Annotated in this window: 21 protein-coding genes and 1 pseudogene; 13 read left to right on the top strand and 9 right to left on the bottom strand. The window is 45.6% G+C overall.

Features of this window, described 5'->3' with window-relative positions; genetic code table 11:
- Positions 1 to 240: 240 nt before the first annotated feature.
- Positions 241 to 1,785, top strand: a complete 1,545-nt coding sequence (gene crtH / locus QUA97_RS07945; protein WP_194067193.1) for a carotenoid isomerase — start codon at positions 241 to 243, stop codon at positions 1,783 to 1,785.
- Between the two features lie 180 nt (positions 1,786 to 1,965).
- On the opposite strand, the gene QUA97_RS07940 is transcribed toward crtH, so the two are convergent.
- The 3 genes from QUA97_RS07940 to QUA97_RS07930 all read right to left on the bottom strand — a co-directional run bounded on the left by QUA97_RS07940 (position 1,966) and on the right by QUA97_RS07930 (position 3,160).
- Positions 1,966 to 2,292, bottom strand: coding sequence for a type II toxin-antitoxin system RelE family toxin (locus tag QUA97_RS07940; protein ID WP_228049920.1), 327 nt, complete (start codon positions 2,290 to 2,292; stop codon positions 1,966 to 1,968).
- On the bottom strand, positions 2,289 to 2,552 hold the full coding sequence (locus QUA97_RS07935) for a type II toxin-antitoxin system Phd/YefM family antitoxin (protein ID WP_194010218.1): 264 nt from the start codon (positions 2,550 to 2,552) through the stop codon (positions 2,289 to 2,291). Before QUA97_RS07935 ends, QUA97_RS07940 begins: the two co-directional genes overlap by 4 nt.
- A 167-nt stretch (positions 2,553 to 2,719) precedes the next feature.
- Positions 2,720 to 3,160 carry a pentapeptide repeat-containing protein gene (locus tag QUA97_RS07930; protein ID WP_194010217.1) on the bottom strand — a complete coding sequence of 147 codons (441 nt, stop codon included), beginning with the start codon at positions 3,158 to 3,160 and terminating at the stop codon, positions 2,720 to 2,722.
- A gap of 531 nt (positions 3,161 to 3,691) precedes the next feature.
- Between QUA97_RS07930 and QUA97_RS07925 the strand changes: the two genes are divergently transcribed.
- The gene (locus QUA97_RS07925; RefSeq protein ID WP_194067194.1) at positions 3,692 to 7,057 is read left to right on the top strand and encodes an EAL domain-containing protein; all 3,366 of its coding nucleotides are present in this window, start codon (positions 3,692 to 3,694) and stop codon (positions 7,055 to 7,057) included.
- A 593-nt stretch (positions 7,058 to 7,650) separates the two neighbouring features.
- On the opposite strand, the gene sipA is transcribed toward QUA97_RS07925, so the two are convergent.
- Positions 7,651 to 7,872, bottom strand: coding sequence for a regulatory protein SipA (sipA, locus tag QUA97_RS07920; RefSeq protein WP_194067195.1), 222 nt, complete (start codon positions 7,870 to 7,872; stop codon positions 7,651 to 7,653).
- Positions 7,873 to 8,117: 245 nt separating this feature from the next.
- Positions 8,118 to 8,321 (bottom strand): hypothetical protein, encoded by a 204-nt coding sequence (locus QUA97_RS07915; protein WP_194067196.1) that lies wholly within the window; start codon positions 8,319 to 8,321, stop codon positions 8,118 to 8,120.
- Between the two features lie 197 nt (positions 8,322 to 8,518).
- Between QUA97_RS07915 and rbfA the strand changes: the two genes are divergently transcribed.
- The 3 genes from rbfA (at position 8,519) to QUA97_RS07900 (ending at position 11,272) form a co-directional block, all read left to right on the top strand.
- A complete protein-coding gene (gene rbfA / locus QUA97_RS07910) occupies positions 8,519 to 8,959 on the top strand; it encodes a 30S ribosome-binding factor RbfA (protein WP_333194271.1) in 441 nt (146 codons plus the stop codon).
- A gap of 77 nt (positions 8,960 to 9,036) precedes the next feature.
- On the top strand, positions 9,037 to 10,683 hold the full coding sequence (locus QUA97_RS07905) for a glycoside hydrolase family 3 protein (protein ID WP_194067198.1): 1,647 nt from the start codon (positions 9,037 to 9,039) through the stop codon (positions 10,681 to 10,683).
- A gap of 355 nt (positions 10,684 to 11,038) precedes the next feature.
- Positions 11,039 to 11,272 carry a DUF4327 family protein gene (locus QUA97_RS07900; RefSeq protein ID WP_228049921.1) on the top strand — a complete coding sequence of 78 codons (234 nt, stop codon included), beginning with the start codon at positions 11,039 to 11,041 and terminating at the stop codon, positions 11,270 to 11,272.
- 75 nt (positions 11,273 to 11,347) lie between these two features.
- Here the strand turns inward: QUA97_RS07900 and QUA97_RS07895 are convergent, their stop codons facing one another.
- Positions 11,348 to 11,671 (bottom strand): hypothetical protein, encoded by a 324-nt coding sequence (locus QUA97_RS07895; RefSeq protein WP_333194268.1) that lies wholly within the window; start codon positions 11,669 to 11,671, stop codon positions 11,348 to 11,350.
- A gap of 20 nt (positions 11,672 to 11,691) precedes the next feature.
- Between QUA97_RS07895 and QUA97_RS07890 the strand changes: the two genes are divergently transcribed.
- On the top strand, positions 11,692 to 11,937 hold the full coding sequence (locus QUA97_RS07890; protein WP_333194266.1) for a hypothetical protein: 246 nt from the start codon (positions 11,692 to 11,694) through the stop codon (positions 11,935 to 11,937).
- Between the two features lie 369 nt (positions 11,938 to 12,306).
- On the opposite strand, the gene QUA97_RS07885 is transcribed toward QUA97_RS07890, so the two are convergent.
- Positions 12,307 to 13,440, bottom strand: a complete 1,134-nt coding sequence (locus tag QUA97_RS07885) for an ABC transporter ATP-binding protein (RefSeq protein WP_333194264.1) — start codon at positions 13,438 to 13,440, stop codon at positions 12,307 to 12,309.
- Positions 13,441 to 13,481: 41 nt separating this feature from the next.
- A pseudogene (locus QUA97_RS07880) lies at positions 13,482 to 13,993 on the bottom strand (HD domain-containing protein).
- A gap of 191 nt (positions 13,994 to 14,184) precedes the next feature.
- Here QUA97_RS07880 and QUA97_RS07875 point away from each other — a divergent pair.
- From QUA97_RS07875 to QUA97_RS07850, 6 genes are all read left to right on the top strand, one after another.
- Positions 14,185 to 14,661: a Uma2 family endonuclease gene (locus tag QUA97_RS07875; RefSeq protein ID WP_333194312.1), complete on the top strand. Its 477-nt coding sequence runs from the start codon at positions 14,185 to 14,187 to the stop codon at positions 14,659 to 14,661.
- A gap of 253 nt (positions 14,662 to 14,914) precedes the next feature.
- Positions 14,915 to 17,722, top strand: coding sequence for a hybrid sensor histidine kinase/response regulator (locus QUA97_RS07870; protein ID WP_333194261.1), 2,808 nt, complete (start codon positions 14,915 to 14,917; stop codon positions 17,720 to 17,722).
- On the top strand, positions 17,715 to 19,052 hold the full coding sequence (locus QUA97_RS07865) for a sensor histidine kinase (RefSeq protein ID WP_194067203.1): 1,338 nt from the start codon (positions 17,715 to 17,717) through the stop codon (positions 19,050 to 19,052). The genes QUA97_RS07870 and QUA97_RS07865 overlap by 8 nt, the downstream gene beginning before the upstream one ends.
- A gap of 423 nt (positions 19,053 to 19,475) precedes the next feature.
- A complete protein-coding gene (gene thyX / locus QUA97_RS07860) occupies positions 19,476 to 20,198 on the top strand; it encodes an FAD-dependent thymidylate synthase (protein WP_194067204.1) in 723 nt (240 codons plus the stop codon).
- A gap of 156 nt (positions 20,199 to 20,354) precedes the next feature.
- Positions 20,355 to 20,783 (top strand): dUTP diphosphatase, encoded by a 429-nt coding sequence (dut, locus tag QUA97_RS07855; RefSeq protein WP_194067205.1) that lies wholly within the window; start codon positions 20,355 to 20,357, stop codon positions 20,781 to 20,783.
- Positions 20,784 to 20,827: 44 nt separating this feature from the next.
- Positions 20,828 to 21,412, top strand: coding sequence for a deoxycytidylate deaminase (locus QUA97_RS07850; protein ID WP_194067206.1), 585 nt, complete (start codon positions 20,828 to 20,830; stop codon positions 21,410 to 21,412).
- Between the two features lie 91 nt (positions 21,413 to 21,503).
- Here the strand turns inward: QUA97_RS07850 and QUA97_RS07845 are convergent, their stop codons facing one another.
- Complete coding sequence (locus tag QUA97_RS07845) at positions 21,504 to 21,755, bottom strand: hypothetical protein (protein WP_194067207.1); 252 nt, start codon at positions 21,753 to 21,755, stop codon at positions 21,504 to 21,506.
- A gap of 104 nt (positions 21,756 to 21,859) precedes the next feature.
- Between QUA97_RS07845 and QUA97_RS07840 the strand changes: the two genes are divergently transcribed.
- Positions 21,860 to 22,132 carry a helix-turn-helix domain-containing protein gene (locus tag QUA97_RS07840; protein ID WP_228049922.1) on the top strand — a complete coding sequence of 91 codons (273 nt, stop codon included), beginning with the start codon at positions 21,860 to 21,862 and terminating at the stop codon, positions 22,130 to 22,132.
- Positions 22,133 to 22,209: the final 77 nt, after the last annotated feature.

Here is a 22,209-nt window from a genome sequence, read left to right as displayed (position 1 = left end):
GAGGGAAGAAGTCATCAGTCATTAGTCATTAGTCATCAGTGCTGTCGTCTCCGAGCTTTCCGTAGAACGTCACCAGGAAGAGGGAAGACACAAGAAGGCACCCGAAGCTAGAAGCTAGAAGCTAGAAGCTATAGGTTAGAACAGGCTGACACACCAGAGGTAGAGGGAAAATCGCAGAGGCAAGAGTTCAGGAAGGGCGATCGACTGTAAAATTATCTCAATATTAAGATTTTTAACCTAATGTCAGCTCCTACTCAATCCCAGTTATTCTCTCCCAACTCCGGCCCTACAGAGCAAGAATTTGATGTGATAGTCATCGGTTCCGGCATTGGCGGACTCGTGACAGCCACCCAGCTAGCAGCCAAGAAAGCCAAAGTTTTGGTGCTCGAAAGCTACACAATTCCCGGCGGTAGTGCTGGATATTTCGATCGAGAAGGCTACAGATTTGATGTCGGAGCCTCCATGATATTTGGATTCGGACAGCGCGGCACCACTAACCTCCTCACCCGCGCCCTCAAAGCAGTCAACGTCACCCTAGAAACAATTCCCGACCCCGTGCAGCTTCACTATCACCTACCCGACGGCTTGGATTTGGAAGTACCCCAGCCTTATGAGAAATACTTGCAAGAATTAACCGACAGGTTCCCCCACGAACGCCAAGGAATCCAGAAATTTTATGGCGAATGCTGGAACGTCTTCAACTGCCTCAACGGCATGGAATTGCTATCCCTAGAAGAACCCGGATATCTGGTGCGAGTCTTCTTTCAAAATCCTTTAGCCTGTTTGGGATTAGTAAAATATTTGCCTCAAAATACTGGCGACATTGCGCGGCGCTACATAAAAGACCCGACTTTACTAAAATTTATCGACATGGAATGCTACTACTGGTCTGTAGTACCTGCAGACTTAACACCGATGATTAACGCCGGAATGGTATTTTCCGACAGACATTACGGCGGCATAAATTATCCCAAAGGCGGAGTCGGTCAAATTGCCCAAAAATTGGTCGAAGGATTAGAAAAATGCGGCGGGAAAATTCAATACAAAGCTAAAGCAAAAAAAATTATCACAGAAAACGGCCGCGCTGTCGGAGTCGAACTCGCAACGGGCGAAGTTTACCGCGCCAAGCGAATAGTTTCTAACGCCACGCGCTGGGATACTTTTGAAAAATTGCTGCCTGCAGAAGAGATGCCAGCTAGCGAGAAGAAATGGCAGCAGCGCTATCAAAAAGCACCGAGTTTCCTGAGTTTACATTTGGGAGTGGAAGCAAGCGCCATCCCTGCCGGTACTGCCTGCCACCACATTTTGTTAGAAGCTTGGGACAAAATGGAAGCGCCGGAGGGAACTATTTTAGTCTCAATTCCGACCGTGCTAGACCCGGATTTAGCTCCGGCAGGATATCACATCGTTCACGCTTTTACTTCGAGTTGGATGGAAGAGTGGGAAGGACTGGCGGCGCAGGAATACGAGGAGAAAAAAGAAGAGGCTGCGGGGAGAATTATTGACAGATTAGAAACAATTTTTCCCGGTTTAGATGCTGGTTTGGATTATATGGAAGTGGGGACTGCGCGTTCTCACCGCCGCTTTTTGGGCCGCGAAGACGGAACTTACGGGCCGATTCCGCGACAGAAGTTAATGGGTTTGTTGGGAATGCCGTTTAATCGAACTTCTATGCCTGGTTTGTATTGTGTGGGCGACAGTACGTTTCCGGGACAGGGTTTAAATGCGGTGGCGTTTTCTGGCTTTGCTTGCGCGCACCGAATTGCTGTGGATTTGGGGTTCTAGGAGAAATGTGGCAACACAGGTTGCCCCATTTCTAACTCAGGACTTATGGATTGGGAGGTAATTCTGTTATATAGCGGTTCTCAGAAAGATGAGGTATGCCCACGGTGGCCTATGCTCTATGCCCACGGAGGCCTATGCCCTATGCCCTATGTCGGACATACCTCACCTTTACGAGAAAGGCTATATATCTGAAAGTTTTTCTAGGATAGAGTAAATGTCTTTTTTGTCACCATCTTTACGTCTCCCCAGTCCTACAACAACAACCATAACTCGCTCTTGCTCGACTTTGTAAACAATGCGATAGCGCTGTCCAACGGCTCGGATACTGCGAAATCCAGATAAGTTATCAACAAGCGCTTTGCCTTGCTTCTCTGGTTCAATTTTGAGTTTATCGATGCGATCGCGCAGTTTCTCCTGTTCTCGTCTATCTTTGACTTCCGCCAACATTTCCAGGGCCAACGGCGTAAGTTGGATTTCGTATTCGATTGAATTTGCTTCGCCTTTCATAGTCCCAGTTTTGCCTTAGCATTTTCCCAGGAAACAGTTTTGCCTTCGTCTGCTTGGGTGATGCTTTGGCGAAGTTTGGTAACGAATTCAATATCGGTGAGAATATCCAAGGTTTCGAGGAGTTCAGTCAAATAGTTGTAGCTGATTGCCGCCATAACGGGAACACCATCTTGAGTGATCACGATCGGCTGATCGGTGAGTTCTTGAAGTAGGTTGGGAAGCTGCTGCTGTGCTTGGGCAATGGTGAGTCGTTTGGACATGGCTGTATTTGACAACTTGAATTAAGATTATGAGCATTAAAGCAATACTAATTTTAATTTAGCACCTGGGTTCAAATAGGACGTATCAATTAAAAACCCGGTTTCTGGGGAGAAACCGGGTTTTTTAACTGGAAAAGGGTGCTTTGCATTCTTTCTTTAAAAAGAGTTTACTGGTCGTAGCTGCCGCCGACACCGATTTTGGTATTGTAGATTTTGGCATCAGTAATGGTCATATCTTCCATTGATGCACCGGATACGTCGGCGGTGTTGATGATGGCTGCGGTCAGATTTGCCCGATCGAGGTCTGCATCATTTAAACTGGCGTTAGTCAAGAAAACTGCGGTTAAGTTAGCACCAGTCAAGTTAGCCGCCGTCAAGTCAGCACCTTCGAGGTTAGCGCGATAGAGGTTAGCACCTTGCAAATTTGCTTCTCTCAAATCTGCACCAATTAAATGAGCCCCGGTCAAATCTGCTCCAGACAAGTCGCACTGAAAACATTGGCCGGTTGACAGTAACTGTTTTACTTGAGCCGGATTTTCGGCACGGGTTGGGCCGGCGAACAGTAAGGGAGCAATTAAAAGAGTTGCGGTTAATAGATGGCGTTTCATATTTTTTTCCTCTGCCTATTATGTGTTTAAGTTCTACTGTTTATATCTACAATTTTACCACGGTTGTTTTCGCAACTTGCAATCTAAATCACATATCTACTGTGATATCGATTGCCTCTGACAGCGCACAGATGGTTTCCTAAAGCTCGCAAAATTTAATGTCGCAAAACTTAACAATGCCAAACTTTAAGACAATGCTTTTTTGTAGTAACATATTCTATATTAGCCAAAATCGTCCGTAAATGTGTCTTTCTAAAGAAGGATCTGATTGATAACGCGATCGATCGTTGTAGCAGGTAACTCGATCGCCAAAAAAATCAAAACCAACACACTATTTTTAATAAAAGTGTCACGAGACTCAAAATTTAACTTAAAATAAAGATCGGCTTATAACTTTGTAGGTAGAGCTAGAGCCGTCACCGGCCTGCTACCGGGCAAAACAACAGGTGCATTTTTTACAAGAAATTTTTATGCTGTCTCAGCAGCGCTGTAAAACTCCAGCTAGTGCTTGGAAAGCAGGGCTTTTTTGGAATGTCGCAGAGCCAGCGCGATCGCAAAAATCTATTAAATATGTTCAAAAACGATTCCTCCAAGTATCTGCCGACTTTAGATCGAGTAATTGACCGCTCCCCCTTGACAGTTGGGCCAGATACCCCATTAGCAGAAGTAATTACGCTCATGGGCCAACAGCGCCCGACTTGTCCTCTAAACGCAGATATTCCCACAACCAATCTCTACCAGCAGCTAACAGAAATTGCCGATCCGCACACCTCAAACATCCTCAGAGATGCCAGAGGGATCTGCGTCTTTGTGGTGCAAACATCTCTAGAAAAATCAAACTGGCAATCTGCTCAAAATTGTCAATTACAAGGAATTTTTACCGAGAGAGATCTCGTCGATTTGATTGCTTCCGGCAAAAATTTAAAAAATGTTACGATCGCAGAAGTGATGCGACAGCCGACGGCAACGCTGACAAATGATGAAGATCGAGACATTTTTAGCGCCCTAATTCTGCTTAGCCAACATAAAATTCACCACCTGCCAGTATTAGATCGCAGCGGTCAACTCCTAGGAGTAATTACCCCCGAAAGTATTCGCCAAGCAATGGTGCAACCGGCAAATATCTTAAAAATGCACAGCGTCAAAGAAGTAATGACCGCAGAAGTGATTCAAGCGCCTCGCTCAGCGTCTGTTCTGAGTTTAGCTGAGTTGATGGCGCAGCACCGCGTTAGCTGCGTGGTAATTACAGAATCCAGAGAGTTATCGATGAATTTGCCGTTCCCAATTCCCGTAGGTATCGTCACAGAACGGGATATTGTGGAATTTCAAGCTTTAGATATAGATTTGTCGCAAACGATCGCCCTCACAGTGATGAGTAGCCCCTTATTTAGTCTCAAGCCAGAAGACTCGCTGTGGGTAGCTCATCAGGAAATGCAGCAGCGTTTAGTCCGCAGGTTGCTAGTAAGGGGCGAACGCGGAGAACTGTTGGGAATAGTTACTCAAAGTAGCTTGCTGCGCGTGCTCGATCCGATGGAAATGTCCGGGGCGATCGATCTGCTGCACGATTTAGTCGCACAACAAACTAGCGAATTGCAAAAAGCGATTGTCTCCCTCAGCTTGACTAACAGCCGGCTGGAAACGGAAATCGCTACCCGCCAGCAGGCCGAGGTGCGGCTGCAACTCCTAGAATCGGCCGTAGTTAACGCTAACGATGCGATCGTGATTATGGATGCGGGAAACAGCGATATCTCCGATCCCGCCATCATATACGTCAACGAAGCTTTTACCCAAATGACTGGTTATCAGCCCGAAGAAATTATCGGCCAAACACCCAGTTGTCTGCGCGGGCCCGACAGCGACGGCGCTCAAGTTGCCAAAATTCGCCGCGCTTTCTCTCGCCTTGAACCGCTGCGCTTGGAATTGATCAACTACCGCAAAGACGGTTCTACTTATTGGGTGGAACTCAACAGCGTACCCGTTGCTGACGAGTTGGGGAAAGTCACCCACTGGATATCCGTGCAGCGAGATATTAGCGATCGCAAGCGCATGGAACAAGCATTTTTTGAGGAAAAAGAACTCGCTCAAGTTACTCTACAATCGATCGGCGATGCCGTAATTGCTACTGACAGCAACGGCTGCATTTCTACCCTCAATCCAGTTGCTGAACAACTCACCGGTTGGTCAACCTCGGAAGCAAGAGGTTTGCCCCTCGCCAGCGTGCTGAGAATAGTTGACGAAACTACCCGGATGCCGATCGAAAATATCGCCGAAATCGCTTTGTACGAAGGTCGAATCGTTGACCAAGGAAACAACAGCTTGCTGATTGCTCGCCACAACCGCGAATTTGCGATCGACCACTGCGTCGCCCCCATCCACGCCAGCAACGACCAAATTATCGGGGCCGTCGTTGTGTTCCGAGATGTCACCCAAGTGCGAACTCAAGCGCGGCAGCTAACCTGGCAGGCAACTCACGACCCCTTGACGCAATTGGTCAACCGCCGCGAATTTGAATATCAGCTAGAACACGCCCTGCACAGCGCTCAAGGTTACGGCGAAGAACACGTAATGCTTTACCTCGATCTCGATCGCTTCAAAATAGTTAACGACACAGCAGGTCACGTTGCAGGCGACGAACTGCTCCGCCAAGTCAGCCAGCTATTTAAAAGCAATATCCGCAAAACCGATATTTTGGCGCGTCTCGGCGGCGATGAGTTTGCTGTACTCCTGTACAATTGCCCCCCAGAACAGGGCTTAGATGTTGCAAAATTGCTGCTGCAAAGCATTCAAAAATTCCGGTTTGGGTGGCAGGACAAAACTTTTTCGATCGGCGTTAGTATCGGTTTGGTGGCAATTAATCGCAAAACAACATCGACATCTGCGGTGTTGAGCGCGGTCGATCTAGCCTGCTATGCTGCTAAAAATAAAGGCCGCAACCGGGTGCAGATTTATCGATCGGGCGATCGGGAATTAATCAAACAGCACGGCGAAACCCAGTGGGTAGTGCAAATTAATCAAGCTTTAGAAGAGAATCGCTTGCGCTTGTACTCTCAGCCGATCGTACATTTGCTCAACCCGTCAGCCACCGGCATCCACTGCGAAATCCTGCTGCGCCTCCAGCTTGCAAACGGTCAGTTAGTGTCGCCGATGGCGTTTATTCCCGCCGCCGAACGCTACAACTTGATGCAGGCGATCGATCGCTGGGTAATTCGCACTTTATTTAGCAACTTATCTCAATTATTTACAGCCAATTTATTAGTCCAAAACCCAGAAGCAGAAAGCGCTCGAATTGTTACCTTACCTGCTGGATCTCCCCACTCTAATTCACAATCCTCCTTTGGCAAATATCCCACCCTTTATGCAATCAACCTTTCTGGCGACAGCATCAACCAAGAAAAGTTGATCGAGTTTATTCAGGAGCAGTTTTCTATCCATCAAATACCGCCACAAATAATTTGCTTTGAAATTACCGAAACTGTGGCGATCGCCAATCTCAGCAAAGCAGCAAGCTTAATTTGGAAACTCAAAGAACTCGGCTGCAAGTTTGCCTTAGACGACTTCGGCAGCGGGATGTCTTCCTTTGCTTACCTGAAAAGCTTGCCCGTTGATTATATCAAAATTGATGGTAATTTTATTAAAAATATCACAGATAATCCTATTGATATCGCAATGGTGGAAGCTATCACCAAAATTGCTCACGTCATGGGAATTAAAACTATTGCCGAGTATGTCGAAAATCAAGCGATTATGGATAAGATCAAGGAACTTGGGGTAGATTACGCTCAAGGTTATTTTTTGGGAAAACCCCAACCCTGTAACTTTACATCTCCCCATATAGAGGAAGTATTGGAAGATTTTCAGGTTAATCCTCTAACTTTGGAAGCAAAGTTAGCTTCTTAAAAATGGAAGTTTGGCAACAAATTTTTTAGCAAATTTAACGGATGTAATGAACACCTATTATAGCCTTTCAAGCGAAAGATGAGGTAATGTCGGGCATAGGGCATAGGGCATAGGGCATAGGGCATAGGGCATAGGGCATACCTCACTTTTTTGAGAAAGGCTATACATTCATTCGAGATCATTTTTTTATATTATCTGCGTCTATCAGTCTTAATTTGCCTGGCATCTGCAGTTGACATATCAATTAAATAAAGATTTATGCAATAAGTCTAGAAAAGAAGCAAAAGGCAAAAAGGAAAAGGCAGATTTTAATTGTGATATCATATCAAATCCGGTAGTATCGGAATTATTCATATCTCTATTCTCTCTCTCTGTGTCCTCTGTGTTCTCTGCGGTTAAATCATTCCGATGCAACCGGAAACGATATCAATTCCCAATTCCCAATAACAACTACCAACTAACAACTGCCAAATAATAACTGCCAAATAATAACTAAGAGGGCGGGCACGCACCATCCACCGCCCCTACTGCCAACTAACAACTAACAACTAACAACTGCCAACTAACAACTGCCAACTACCAACTGCCAACTATCAACTGTCAACTGCTTCTATGTACTGACTGTCTAACAGAAAAGCACCTTTTTCAAAGCGAATGCCCCAATAATTGCCGGGACGCCGATCGAGTACAACACCCTCAGCGCCGATCGCAATTAAATTTGCAGGCCGCAGCATCGGCATCGGTTCAGCAGTTTTCACGTAGGGCGGCATCGCCACAACTCGCACTTTTTGACCGACAGTAAATTCTTTTTCCATGAGTTTTGCGCCCTAAAAAAAACACGGCGATAAAGGAATTTTAACACGGATACGCGGATGGATTTAATTATCTTACTATCTCTCCAATGTTATGGAGTTTTACAAGGTTGGATTTATTCTATAAAATCGAACAAATTTCATTCCCCAAGGGGCGGATGGGAAAGGAATATTTGTGTTTAATTGATTAATTAGGAATGGATATTACAATGGAATCATGAAGCACGATCGAGGGAATTACGGCAAAATCATTGATATTTTAGGCTGCCATCTTCGTTATATTCAAGTTCATGATATTTTCCCCCTAACCCTAAGTCATAAACACATCGTTGGTAGTTTTTGGCTCCCATGTCGAAAGGGTTAGTCCTGTTCAATCTTGCCCATTCAGCTATCTTTAGCTGGTTACTTAGCCCTGAAGCATCGGCTACGGTTTTGACAATCCAATCAAACATTTTTTCCCTCTAAGCTGTATCTCACTCTAGGTCTCTATATTAGCTATATATTCACCACACCGGTTATCAAACATTTTTTTCCTCTAAGCTGTGTCTCACCCCTAACTCGGACGATCGCCCGTAACACCCCTGACCGATCGCGCTACAATTGTCAATTGGGATGAAAACGGCCGATCTAAAAGTAGGGGATAGTTGGTATGGCTACAAGTCGTCGCATTGAGCGCGTAGCTTCAATGATTAAGCGGGAAGTTAGCCTGATGCTGCTGAACGGCATTAAGGACGATCGGGTAGGTGCAGGTATGGTTAGCGTTACCGATGTAATTGTTTCGGGAGACCTTCAGCATACCAAAATCTTTGTCAGCATTTACGGTACTGATGAGGCAAAGGCCGAGACTATGGAAGGTTTGAAATCGGCAACTAGCTATGTCCGCAACCAGTTAGGCCAACGGGTGCAACTGCGCCGGACGCCGGAAGTGATATTTCTCGAAGACCGTTCCCTAGAACGCGGGGATAAAATGCTGATACTGCTAAATCAGCTTTCTGCCGATCGCAAACCCGGTATGTTTGATGACGAAGAATTGGCGGATGGCAATGAAAATGATGATGATGATGATGATTTGAAAACAGACGAGGATTAGTATCTGAAGCTAGTCAACCGCCAACTGACAACTGACAACCGCCAACTGACAACTGACAACTGACAACTGACAAATTCATGATAGACAATCTTTCCTTGCCCGAATTGGTAGCCCAGATGTTCGTAGTGCGGGCTTCCGGCTGCTTGTTCGACCACCAAATTCGCTATCCCGAATGGGAACCAACGGCTAGCAAACTCCGCTATTATCTGGAAAAGTTGGGCGTGGGCGGGGTGATTTTGGTGGGGGGAAGTGCTGCTGAGTTGGCGGTTCGATCGCACCAATTGCAGTCTTGGGCAAAATTTCCGCTGCTGCTGGCGGCTGATATTGAGGAAGGTGTCGGCCAGCGCTTCGCCGGGGCGACTTGGTTCGGGCCACCGATGGCTATTGCCGAAATTGCGCGGCACGATGCAGCGGCGGCCGATCGCTATGCTGAACAAATGGGCGCTGTGACTGCGATCGAAGCTAGGGCGATCGGTCTTAATTGGATTCTCGCACCGGTGGTTGATGTGAACAACAATCCCGACAATCCCGTGATTAACGTCCGCGCTTTTGGCGAAACGCCGGAAATTGTTGGCAAATTAGCCAGTGCTTTTATTCGCGGCGCAGGCGAACACCCGGTTTTGACAACAGCTAAGCATTTTCCCGGCCACGGAGATACGGCGGTTGATTCTCACTTGGAATTGCCGGTTTTGCCGCATTCGCCAGCGAGATTGACCGAGGTTGAGTTGCCTCCTTTTGTCCGGGCGATCGCCAGCGGAGTCGATGCTGTGATGAGCGCTCATTTGCTGATTCCGGCTTGGGATTCCGAGTTTCCTGCTACTCTTTCTCGCAAAATTTTGATCGGGAAGCTGCGAGAAGAGTTGGGATTTGAAGGTTTGATCGTGACTGATGCTTTGGTGATGGGCGCGATCGCCAATAAGTACGGCCATAACGAGGCTGCTGTTTTGGCGGCTGAGGCTGGTGCTGATATTTTGCTGATGCCGCTTGACCCGGAAGGGGCGATTTTGGCTGTCTGCGAAGCTGTCACTCAAGGACGGATTTCTTTATCACAAATCAAGGAATCTGTCAAGCGAATTTGGCAGGCGAAAATTAAGGTAGGTTTGTCGATCGATCCCACAGCCACAAATCCTAAATTCGACCCCGCCCAGCCCCTCTTTGTTAAGGGGGAGAGTTCCGGCGACTTAGGTTTGCTGGCAAATCCCGAAGCAAGGGCAACGGCTGCCGATATTTTGCGAGATTCTTTAAAGTTTGGGGGAAATCTACCTTTAATAGCGAAAAAACCCTCAGAAAACCAGTTTTTGCGGAATTTGATTATTGTAGATGATGTTTTGGGTTGCGAGTTTTTGGGAAAACACACTCCGGCGATCGCCCGGCCCGAAGAGTTGGGTTACGAATTGCAACTAATTGACGATCGCACAGGTGCGATCGCCCATAATTCAAGTTCAGAGCATTTTTCTCCGACACTGCTACAAATTTTTATTCGCGGTAATTGTTTCCGAGGCAGTGCCGATTTAACCCAAGCAGCTAGAGATTGGTTTAAGAAATTATTAAGCACCGGAGAACTGCAAGCTGTGCTAATTTACGGCAGTCCCTACGTTTTAGAGCAATTTTTACCACATTTGCCTCCCAGTATTCCTTATGTATTTTGTTTCGGGCAAATGCCGGCCGCGCAATCCCTCGCCTTAGAATTGCTGTTCGGTACTTACCAAACGGGCAATAGTTGAACAGTCGGACTCCTGAATATGTCCTTTGCAGGCTCAGCAATTGAATCGATATACCCGGTTTCTCGCAAGAAATTTTGCTGGCGGCCAAGCATTCAGCATTCACGAATCAGACATCAGTGTCCGATTCGTGAATGCAGCTTTGTAGCAAACCCGCCGCCTGTTAGCCTGGAACATCTGCTGCGTTTCAAAATCCGAAAATAGATCCGATGCTTACTCAGGATTCCTATAATCTTTTTTAATCAATCGGTCAAGAGTATATGTGTATACAGAAAAAAAATAACTTACATATTCGGAAGTTTGGATTATATTATTACCAGGGACATAATTTTTTTTAGTAAAACCTTGAGGGCGCATCATGATTAACTCAACTATTAACCAACTTCACTACTCTTTAGATGTTATCCAAGATGAAGCGCGCCATCTCGTGCGTGAGGGCGTACTTAGCCGACAACAACCAATCTACACGCTTTGTCAGTTCATCCCGCCCAGAGAGTGGTCTTGCGTCGAGGGAGAACTAGAAAAATGGGACTTCTTGCTGCGCGATCGCATCGGCGACCTGATCGGTTCTGAAAAATGGGACAATGACTAAAGTTTAGTTCCGTTAAATAAATTTGCAAGTAAGTTTGCAACTAAAATCCGGCGGTGTTAAAGAATTTTGAATTCTTTAATCCTGGGAATTTTCGGCGCGCAACTTTTCCAATTCAACCCTCAGCGCTGCCATCTGTGCAGTTAATTCTTGAATCTGTTTTACATCAGCCTGTCCAACCGACTCCGAAAAAGTGTCAGTTGCTGTATCGGATTGCTGGTGGGAGACGGATTCGTCGCTGCTTGCATTATCCTTCTCGCCCGGTGGGGAGAAAATTGTATCGACAAAATTCCGCGCTTCTTTCTCGGTCATTTCCCCTTTTTCCAGCAACTCATCCGCGAGAAGGCTCAAATCTGACTGGAGTTTGTCCAGATTTTCTTCTCGCTTTAAGGGATCTTGCAAGGTCTCAATCAAAAAAGAAGTTGCACCTAAAGTCAGGTGAAATCCTGTTTGCAGGATTTGAGGCAGGTTGTCGGGATTCATCTACAAATGCCACTAGAAGGCGGTTGGGAGTTTTTGGTTCGCGAGTTACTCCCAATGGGGCGGGGTTGCCGCTTTTTGGGGGAATATCCGAAGTTATCGATCGCGATCGCCCGGAATCAGGAAATATCAGTTTCTCGGGGACGCTTTTTCCTTGCGAACATACTAACTTTACCATTACTCTGTAACTTGAGAAACGTCAAGTGTAAAGTTTTGTAATGAGCGATATATAGCCTTTTTCAGAAAGATGAGGTACTATGCGGCATAGGCCAAACCGGGCATAGGCCAAACCGGGCATTGGCCAAACAGGGCATTGGCCAAACAGGGCATTGGCCAAACAGGGCTATCCTCACCACGCTTCATAACCGCTATAGAACCCATTTGACATCTTTGAGTTTTTGGGTTGGGTGACGAGAAATATAGAGAGAAACCCGGTTTCTGAGCAAAATTTGCGCCGGGAACGAGAAATCTAGGAAGAAACCGGGTTTCTGAACTCAGCGTGATTCCGAGACAATCTATGGAAGATTTGAGATTGTGAGATTTGAGGTTGAATCCAGTTAAGGATATAGCGCCTCGCCCGTGGAGGGGTCAAAGATAAATAGTCGATCGAAGTCAAGCTGTACCTTCAGCCGATCGCCCGGACGCAAGCGAACACTCGCAGGTACTTGCACCTGTATAGTAGTTTCAGCGTTCAACAAAGGCAAACTCCCCCGGACTAAAGTTTCTCGCCCCAGAGGTTCCACTACTTTTACCTCTACTTCCAGAGGGACTTTTTCTAAAGCCCAAAGATCGATTTTCAAATCATCTTTTTCTGTTGTTTGCGGCTTAAAAATTTCTATATTTTCTGGACGGATGCCTAAATCAAATCCTTGTCCTTCTCTAGGGTGCAATCTTTGTTCCAGTGAGGGCGGACAGGCTAAAGATTGATCTCCCAAAATAAAGGATTCGTTAGCATAAATTGCCGGCAAAATGTTCATGGCTGGATTGCCTAAAAATGTGGCAACCATGCGGTTAGCTGGTTTGGCATAAATGCTTTGCGGAGCTCCGATTTGTTGAATTTTACCCGCATTTAAAACTACAATTTTATCCGCTAAAGTCATCGCTTCCACTTGGTCGTGGGTGACGTAAACCGTGGTAATTCCCAGCCGTTGATGCAGTTGTTTGAGTTCGGCCCTAGTGTCATCTCGCAGTTGCGCGTCGAGGTTGGAAAGCGGTTCGTCTAAGAGAAATACTTGCGGTTCGCGGGCGATCGCCCTTCCGAGTGCTACCCGCTGTTGCTGTCCGCCCGATAGCTGTTTCGGCTTGCGGTTGAGGAGATGGTCGATCGAGAGCGATCGGGCTACAGTTTCGACACGTTCTTGAATTTTAGTCGAGTCAACATTCCGCATCCGCAATCCAAAAGCCAAATTTTCGGCGACAGTCATGTGGGGGTAAAGCGCGTAGTTTTGAAACACCATTGCGACATCCCGCTGTCTAGCCGGAATGTTGTTAACTAAATTATCTCCAATATAAAGATTACCAGAAGTTGCAGTTTCTAAACCTGCGATCGTCCGCATAATTGTGGATTTTCCGCAGCCGGAAGGCCCGACTAATACCCAAAATTCCCCATCCGGGATTTTGAAAGTTATGTTGTCGATTGCGGTGACGTTTTGGTAGCGTCTGGTAATATTTTCTAAGCGAACGTTGGCCATTTGTTAGTAGTTATTGGTTATTAGTTATTGGTTGTTAATTTTTACTTTTTGTATTCATAAAGCTTGGTTAATCCTAAAACTGTGCGGTCTAATTCTTCAACGAGCGGCGTTAACTCAGCTTGGCGGAATGCTTCTACTAACGAACGATAATACCAGAGAGAACCTTCTTTTTTGCCTTTGAAGCGTTCCCAAACAGTATCGCCTAATTGACTGACGGGAATATTTCAGGATCGATCGCACATTATAAAGTTTATCAGCCGCCGAGACCAATTTGACCGAGCTAGAAGCTATAAGAATGCGATCGCTGTCACAGTATCGCCAAACCGGCGGCGGATGGCTTCGCGGGTGGTGGGGCCGCCTCCATCTGCGATCGCATCGTGAAGCAAAGCTGCGATGCGATCGGCTCATCTTCAGAAGCCCCATATTCTAAAGCTATACTAGCAGTACCTAACAAATGGGCAATATACCGAACGCCGGAACCTTTGCGAATTTGAGTTGCGTGCAATTCGGCGGCATAGATCGGGGCTTCAGAAAAACGGTTTGAGAGTATCATTGCAATAGAGTATTTGTTGAGTCAAAGTATTGACGTGAATGTTTGAGTAAAGCGACGCAATCACGATGACAACTACTTTAATCTTATCAAAAAAACCTCAAAATGACTCCGAAAATTTTACGAAAATACAATCGCAAAACATTATATCTTTAGAAGAATCTTTCGTCAACCCGCCGGAGAGAATAAAGTGAATTGACGGTAATTTAGTGGAGAAAACAGGCATGAAATTTAAACAGGGTTTAGCTCAATCTAAATTAGCCCGTTACTGGAGAATTAACAAAGACTCCAACGGACAGGGAGGAGAAGTTTTTACAGAAACACTTTGCCGAACTGCCAAACAACACCGCCGTCACGATGTCGCTTACATCACTCCCGAACTGCTCCCACCATCAGGCAATTTTACAGCATTTTCCCAAAGTTTTCCCCTGATAGCAGAAGTTGCTTCGCCGGAAAACAGCGGCGAAGACTTATTTACGAAAGCTCAGGAATATTTGGAATCTGGCTGTCAGAAAGTCTGGCTGCTATTTCCTGAAGCGAGATTAGTATTTGTGAATGCAGCAGGTCAAGGCTGGCGTTTATTTAATGCGAATGAAGTTGTTAATACCCAGATTATACTTCCAGGTTTTAGCATCGCAGTTAGCGAATTATTGGCAATAATAATTTGTTAGAATAAATTATTATTGTCCTCAAAAAAAATAGAAATTTTCTACTAACGGAGCGGAGCCAATGACCGTCTCTGGGCCACTATAACGGTTCTCAAGCGTGGTGAGGTATGCCCTGCGCGGGCCAATCCCTCCGCTTCGCTCCGCCCAATGCCCTGTTTGCCCTGTTTGCCCAATGCCCTGCGCGGGCCAATGCCCAATGCCGGATAGTAGCTCATCTTTCTGAGAAAGCCTATATATATTTACTCTGTGGAAAATTATGCTCTCTAAATCCCCAATTGCTACTCCAGCCTTTAGAAAGGTTTCCCTGCGAAGCTGTCTGGTTGTTCCCTTTGTCGTACAAATTTTCGCGGTGGTAGGATTGACAGGGTATCTGTCGCTGCGAAACGGACAAACAGCAGTGAATGAACTAGCGACTAAGTTGCAAAGGGAGGTGAGTAACCGTGTAGATCGACACCTCGACAGCTATGCGGCTGCAACCCGCAATTTGACTCAAATTAACGGCGAGCAAATTGACTTGGGATTGTTGAACTTACAGGATGCCGATCGCCTCGCTCAATTCTTTGCAAAGCAGGTAAAAACCTACAACGTTGGCTATATCCTCTACGGTTCTAAAACGGGGGACTTTATCGCATCGGGATATTACCGCGAGTCAACCATTCTCAACCACGGCAATCCTGAGATTAGCCTGGTTTTACCTAAGCGCTACGGCAATCCTGATTTGTACAACTACATGACGAATGACCGAAGCCAGCCAACTAAAATGTTTGAAACCACCAAAGCGTATCAGTTCCAGAAGGAAGGCTGGTACGCTAAAGGTGCCGAGACTGGCAAGCCTGGGTGGAGCGAAATCTATCAATGGGAGACTAATAACTACCCGCTGTCGATCGCCACGAGTCGCCCCATTTATGACAAGAATAATCAGTTGATCGGCAGTGTGGGAGTGGAACAGCGCCTTTCACAAATTAGTGACTTTTTACGTGAAATTAATGTTAGTAAATCCAGCAAAGTGTTCATTCTCGAACGCAACGGATTACTCGTTGCCACCTCTAGCGATGCGCCCGTATTTTCGGTGACAAACGGCAAACCTCAGCGACTGCGAGGTTTTGAGAGTCAGGACGTTTTAATTCAAGCTACGTCGAAGCATCTAGGCGATCGCTTCGGCGATCTCAAAAGCATTAAAACTGTTCAGCAGCTAGACTTTCGACTCCAGAGTCAGCGGGAGTTTGTTCAAGTAACTCCCTGGCAGGATGAATGGGGATTGGACTGGCTGGTAGTCGTCGCCATGCCCGAATCAGATTTTATGGGACGAATTAATGCCAACACAGTCAACAGGATTTGGCTGTGCTTGGGCGCATTAGGATTAGCAACGGTTTTGGGTATCTACACCTCGCGCTGGATTGCTAGACCAATTTTGCAGATCGGTAAGGCATCGTCGGCGATCGCCGAAGGAAAACTTGACCAAAACGTCGCAGCCTCTGGTGTTAAAGAACTGGATGTGCTTGCTCAATCCTTTAACCGCATGGCGCAGCAATTGCGCGATTCCTTCACCGCCCTAGAGCAAACTAACCAACAGCTAGAACAGCGAGTTGAACAACGCACCGCCGAACTCCAGTCTGCAAAACAAGTAGCAGATAATGCCAACAAAGCAAAGAGTGAATTTCTTGCCAACATGAGCCACGAACTCCGCACTCCCCTCAACGGTATTTTGGGCTACGCTCAAATCCTCCAACGCAGCACCGCGTTGCCAGCGAAAGAACGTCATGGGGTAGAAATCATGCACCAGTGCGGAAATCATTTGCTGGGGCTGATCGAAGATGTGTTGGACTTGTCCAAAATTGAAGCGGGCAAACTAGAACTTACACCTCAAGCGATTCACTTTCCCTCATTCCTTCAAGGTGTCGCTGAAATCTGTCGCATTCGTGCTGACCAAAAAAACATTAATTTCGTTTACGATCCCGATCCCCAGTTGCCTGAAGGGATGTTTGTTGATGCAAAACGGCTGCGCCAAGTATTGCTCAATTTGCTAGGAAATGCGATTAAATTCACCGACCAAGGTTATGTTAAGCTTAAGGTTAACGTCATTGATAATCATGCCAATCCGTCCGCTCCCAGAATCGGATTTCAAGTCGAAGATACCGGTTTGGGAATTGCACCTGAGCAATTGGATAAAATTTTTCAGGCTTTTGAACAAGTTGGCGATCGCCAGCGCCAATCCGAGGGTACCGGTTTAGGACTGGCGATCGCTCAAAGAATTGTCCAACTCATGAACGGACAAATCCAAGTTAAAAGCCAACCCGGAGTTGGTAGTAATTTCTTTTTTGAGGTGGAACTGGCGATCGCTACCGATTGGGCACAGCAAAACTCGATCGCAACTGGAAAACAAATTATTGGTTATGAAGGAGAACGACGCAGTATTCTGGTAGTAGACGATCGTTGGGAAAACCGAGCCGTTCTCGTCAACTTGCTAGAGCCACTTGGATTCCTGCTGACTGAGGCCGACAATGGACTTGAAGCATTGAAAAAAATTCGACAGTCTCCACCAGATTTAGCGATTACAGACTTGATGATGCCAGTCATGAACGGCTTTGAACTGCTCGAACAAATTCGCAGCGAACATAATTTGCGACACCAGAAGATTATTGTCTCTTCTGCATCGGTGGCACCAGCAGACCGACAGATGAGTTTAGATGCAGGGGGAAATGATTTCCTCGACAAACCAGTGAATGTCAGTGAATTATTCAACCTTTTAGCCACTCATTTAGAATTAAATTGGAAATATGAAATTCAAGTATCCAACGAGTCTAAAGCATCCACTTTGACGACTACTTTAGAAAAGCCAGAAATAATAATAATTCCTGACATTGTACAGATAAATGAATTGCTAAATCTGGCAAAAAAAGGCAACTTAAAACGGCTGCGAGAATACACAGAGCATCTTGCTCAATCCAACCCTCATTACGCTGGTTTTGCCTCACAAATTATTAATCTTGCTAAGCAATTTAAAGCCGAAGAAATTGAAGAATTGCTGAAACAATACCTGACAGAGGAGAAAACAGATGTCTAGTCCAGAATTAATTCTGGTGGTGGATGATACCCCTGCGAACTTAGAAGTAGTTTGTGAAACCTTAAGTGATGCGGGATATGAAGTAGCAACCGCGATCGACGGCGATCGCGCTCTGAAGCGAGTCCGAGCTTATCCTCCCGATTTGATCTTGCTTGATGTTCAAATGCCAGGAATTGACGGCTTTGAAACCTGCCAGCGTCTGAAGGCAGATCCCGCAACAGCCAGCATTCCTATCATTTTTATGACCGCTCTCTCCGATGCTGAGAGTAAGTTGAAAGGATTTGCATTAGGTGCTGTGGACTACATCACCAAACCCTTTCAAGAAATTGAGGTGTTAGCACGGGTGAAAACTCATTTGCAGCTACGGCAGTTAACCAAAAATCTAGAACAGCGTGTAGCTGAAAAAACCGCTGATTTAGAAGCCGCACTCACACAACTCCAACAATCTCAAATTCAGTTAATCAACAGCGAGAAAATGTCTGTTTTGGGTAATTTAGTGGCGGGTGTCGCACACGAAATTAATAACCCGCTCGGCTTTCTGGTTGGCAATCTCAAACCTGCTAAAGACTATATTAAAGATTTATTTCAACTGATCGATTTATACCAGCAAGAACTATCTCATCCGAGTGCAAAACTACAGGAAGTAGTGGAGGAAATAGACTTGGAATACTTGCAAGAAGATTTACCTAAGTTGATGGATTCGATGGAACAAGGAGTCGCTCGTATTTGCACGATCAGCACCAGTTTAAGAACCTTCTCGCGTTCTGATTGCGATCGCCCTATTTTTTTCGATATCCACGAGGGCATTGACAGCACGCTCTTGATTCTCAAGCATCGCCTCAAAGCCAATGAATCTCGCCCGGAAATTAAAGTCATCACAGACTATGGTGATTTACCAAAAGTAGAATGCTTTGCGGGACAGTTGAATCAGGTATTTATGAATCTGTTGGCAAATGCGATCGATGCCGTTGAGGAATCAAATCAAGGATGCAGTTTTGCTCAGATCAAAGCCAACCACAACCAAATTACTGTCAAAACCCAATTGTCGGAAGATCGGGTGGCGATCCGAATTCAAGATAATGGGATTGGCATGACTCCTGATGTGAAGCAAAAAATTTTCGATCATCTGTTTACAACCAAAGCCGTGGGCCAAGGAACAGGGCTAGGATTGGCGATCGCCCGTCAAATCGTAGTCCAGAAACACTCTGGAACTTTAGAAGTCAACTCAAATTTAGGTGAAGGTACAGAGTTTGTGATTTCAATTCCGGTGAAGGATCTCGCTGTAAAAGACTTTCAGCAAACGAGCTGTGTTGGGGCAGCATACAGATGATTGGTGATGTCCCAAAGGCGATCGGCCCCCGCACAAACTCAACTGTTGTTAACCGAAAAATCCCAGTATGGTCAATCAGGGTACTTTAAGTTGCAATTCACAATCTGGAGAAGGCACGGAGTTTGTAATTAAAATTCCGCTCAAACAAAATTTTAGACCTTAGAACCTATCTACAGCAATATTACTATAACTACAACAAAAAATGCTTTTTGTTATAGTGCGATGCACCCTTGTCACCTGCTAGGGCGATCGGCACATCATCCGAAGCCCCCTATTCCCAAGCTATACTGCGAGTAACCCAAAAATTAGCTACATTAACTAACGAATTATTAGCATAAAAATAACTTGCCATAAATGCTATTATATGAAACAATCTAGGATGTTGCAATTTCAAACTACTGTTGGGAACACAAATAAAATATCATGGAGAGATTCAGAGTAGAAGTTATTTCTCAAACACCAAATCCTCAGCAAGTAGTTTATGCTGCACTCCATCAAGACTATACTGAGAACTTTGTATTTGACGAGCGGGATTCGTGGCCGTCTGAGGCAGAATGTGGCGAAATAATTGTTAAGCGACTCCTAGCGGGCGATCGTGGGCATTACGGCCCCCTAGAGCATCCCCAAATTATCTTCAATTGCGGGTACTTTCCCCACAGTGTCATGCAGCAGGCGAGGACTCATCGTGTCGGAGTATCATTTGATGTTCAATCTCTACGCTACACGGGAAATCAATTTCTTGATGCCGCTGTCGGTAAAAAAGATATCGAAGATATTTTTTACCTGCGTCCAGTAGATTATTATACCGATCGCGAAGGCAAAAAATATTACTATTCACCCGAACAAAGAGAAAAAGATTTAGAGTGGTGTCTAGAAGCCGCTAAACGTTACAAAATTGACTTCGACGGCGGGATGTCGGAGGAACACGCCAGAGGCAAATTACCCTTTGACTACCGCCAGCATTTTGTAGTCAGTTTCAATTTGAGGTCTTTCCTGCATTTTGCCGACTTAAGAAACAAGAAAAATGCTCAACTAGAAATTCAAAAACTCTGCGAAATGATGTGGCCTCACTTTGAGAATTGGGCACCGGACATTGCCAAGTGGTACACAGCTACTCGTCTGGGAAAAGCCAGACTAGCGCCGTAATAATTGCCATCATAGAAATTATTCATCTCTCTCTTCTCCTCCTCTGTGTCCTCTGCGCCAAGAGCGGTTAAATCATTCCGATACAACTGAAGTTGGGATAGCTAAAAACTTTTCTGTGTTATTATTCTTCCTTCTTCCTTCCACTCACAAAACAAAATGAAACTAAAAATCCTGCAACTGCATGACTCAGCCATAATTCCCAAATATGCCCATCATTCCGATGCTGGACTAGACTTGTTTTCTATAGATGAATTAGAAATTTCTCCGGGAGAAAGCCAGTTAATTCATACAGGAATATCAATAGAATTACCAGAAAAAACGGAGGCTCAAATCCGTCCCAGAAGCGGTTTAGCTCTCAAGCACCAAATCACTGTACTCAATGCACCAGGAACCATAGATGAAGGCTATCGAGGCGAAATCAAAGTCATCTTAATCAATCACGGTCAAACTTCCTTTCAAGTGACAAGAGGCATGAAAATTGCTCAAATGGTAATAGCGCCAGTAATTCGTGTGGAAATTGAAGAGATTAAAATGTTAAGTTCGAGTTCTAGGGGAGATAAGGGATTTGGCTCAACTGGACTATGACAATAAATTTCTCGTTTCAATACAGTTCTCATTCTAGATTTTAAATGAACAATACACCAGACAATTACGAACCCCCTCACAGACCAAATTGGGACGAATACTTTTTAATGTTAGCAAAATTAGCTGCTACTCGATCGACTTGTCTGGCTTTTCCCGTCGGCGCAGTAATTGCTAAAGACAGGCAAGTTTTAGCCACGGGTTACAACGGTTCGCCGTCAGGTTCGGTACACTGTACGACTCAAGGCTTTTGCTATCCGGGTTTAAGCAGTTGCGACGCCAGCAAAACTTTGCCGTCGCGGGCGGTGCACGCTGAAGCAAATGCGATCGCCAAAGCGGCCAAACACGGGATATCTACGGCAGGATCTAGCATTTACGTGACTTTAGAACCCTGCATTTATTGTTTGAAATTAATCATTTCTGCAGGGATTCGCGAAGTATTTTATGAAACAGTTTTTAACAGCGGAGAAAAAGCTGAGTTGAGAGATTCTTTTATAGCCGAAGGTATTGTTGAGTTTACACAAATTCAGCTATCTGAAATCACAGCAAAAACAGCAGCTTCATTTCTGCTGAATCCTACGTCTGTTCCAAAAGATACTGTAACAGGAATTGTAGGCCCAGGCAAAGAATAAAACCTAACCCCCCCAACCCCTCTGTTTGCAAGCCTAGGGGTTGGGGAGAGGTTTTTACCGCTTCAAAGCTAGCTGTGAGACGGGCATTTTCTCAAGCTCGATCTTGTCCTCTGGAACGCTTCAGGATGCTGATGACTTCTCCTGGGTTGCGAGTTCGTGTCAACTTGCTCCACGATCCGAATTCGGCTATCCCCAAACTGTGCAAGCGGTGGATGATGCCCTTAACCCATTTGGGATCGCCGAGCAAAATCATTCGGTTTGCCGGCCGGCCGTCTATCGTTAAAGCGTCGGCGACAAGGCTAGCAGGGGAGCCATCGGCTTGTGCAGGTAATTTCTCTGACATAGGGTTTTACCAAGTTTCTAACCAAATAATGTTCGTAACTACAAACATCATACCTTACTTGATGTTTATAGTTACAAACATTTACGTCGTTAAAATCCTCTGAGATGATTGGAGGCATGGGAAAAGCAGGAAAAGCACTCAGGCAAGTCTTAGGAACTTACGGTATCAGCCAAAATCGCCTCGCGGTGACAATGGGCATTAATCGATCTACTGTTTACCAGTGGGTGAACGAAGTCAGCGATCCTCTAGCTGAAGCGGTAACGGAAATAGTCAAAGCTTTAGGAAATATTGATGAAGCTGCTGCGGAAGATTTTATCAATCTGTATCTGGGGCGATTCGTTGAGAAAAACGATCTTCGGGAGGAGGACAACAGTTAAATTTAAGGAACTCGGCGATCGAGCCAAGCTCTAGTTTATAAGCCAGAGCTTAAGCCTTCTTATGATATAATTCGAGA

It is taken from the genome of Microcoleus sp. CZ3-B2, assembly GCF_036705055.1.
Lineage (GTDB): Bacteria > Cyanobacteriota > Cyanobacteriia > Cyanobacteriales > Microcoleaceae > Microcoleus.
The sequence above is the reverse complement of the archived record's forward strand: the minus strand, read 5'-3'. Positions and strand labels throughout refer to the sequence as shown.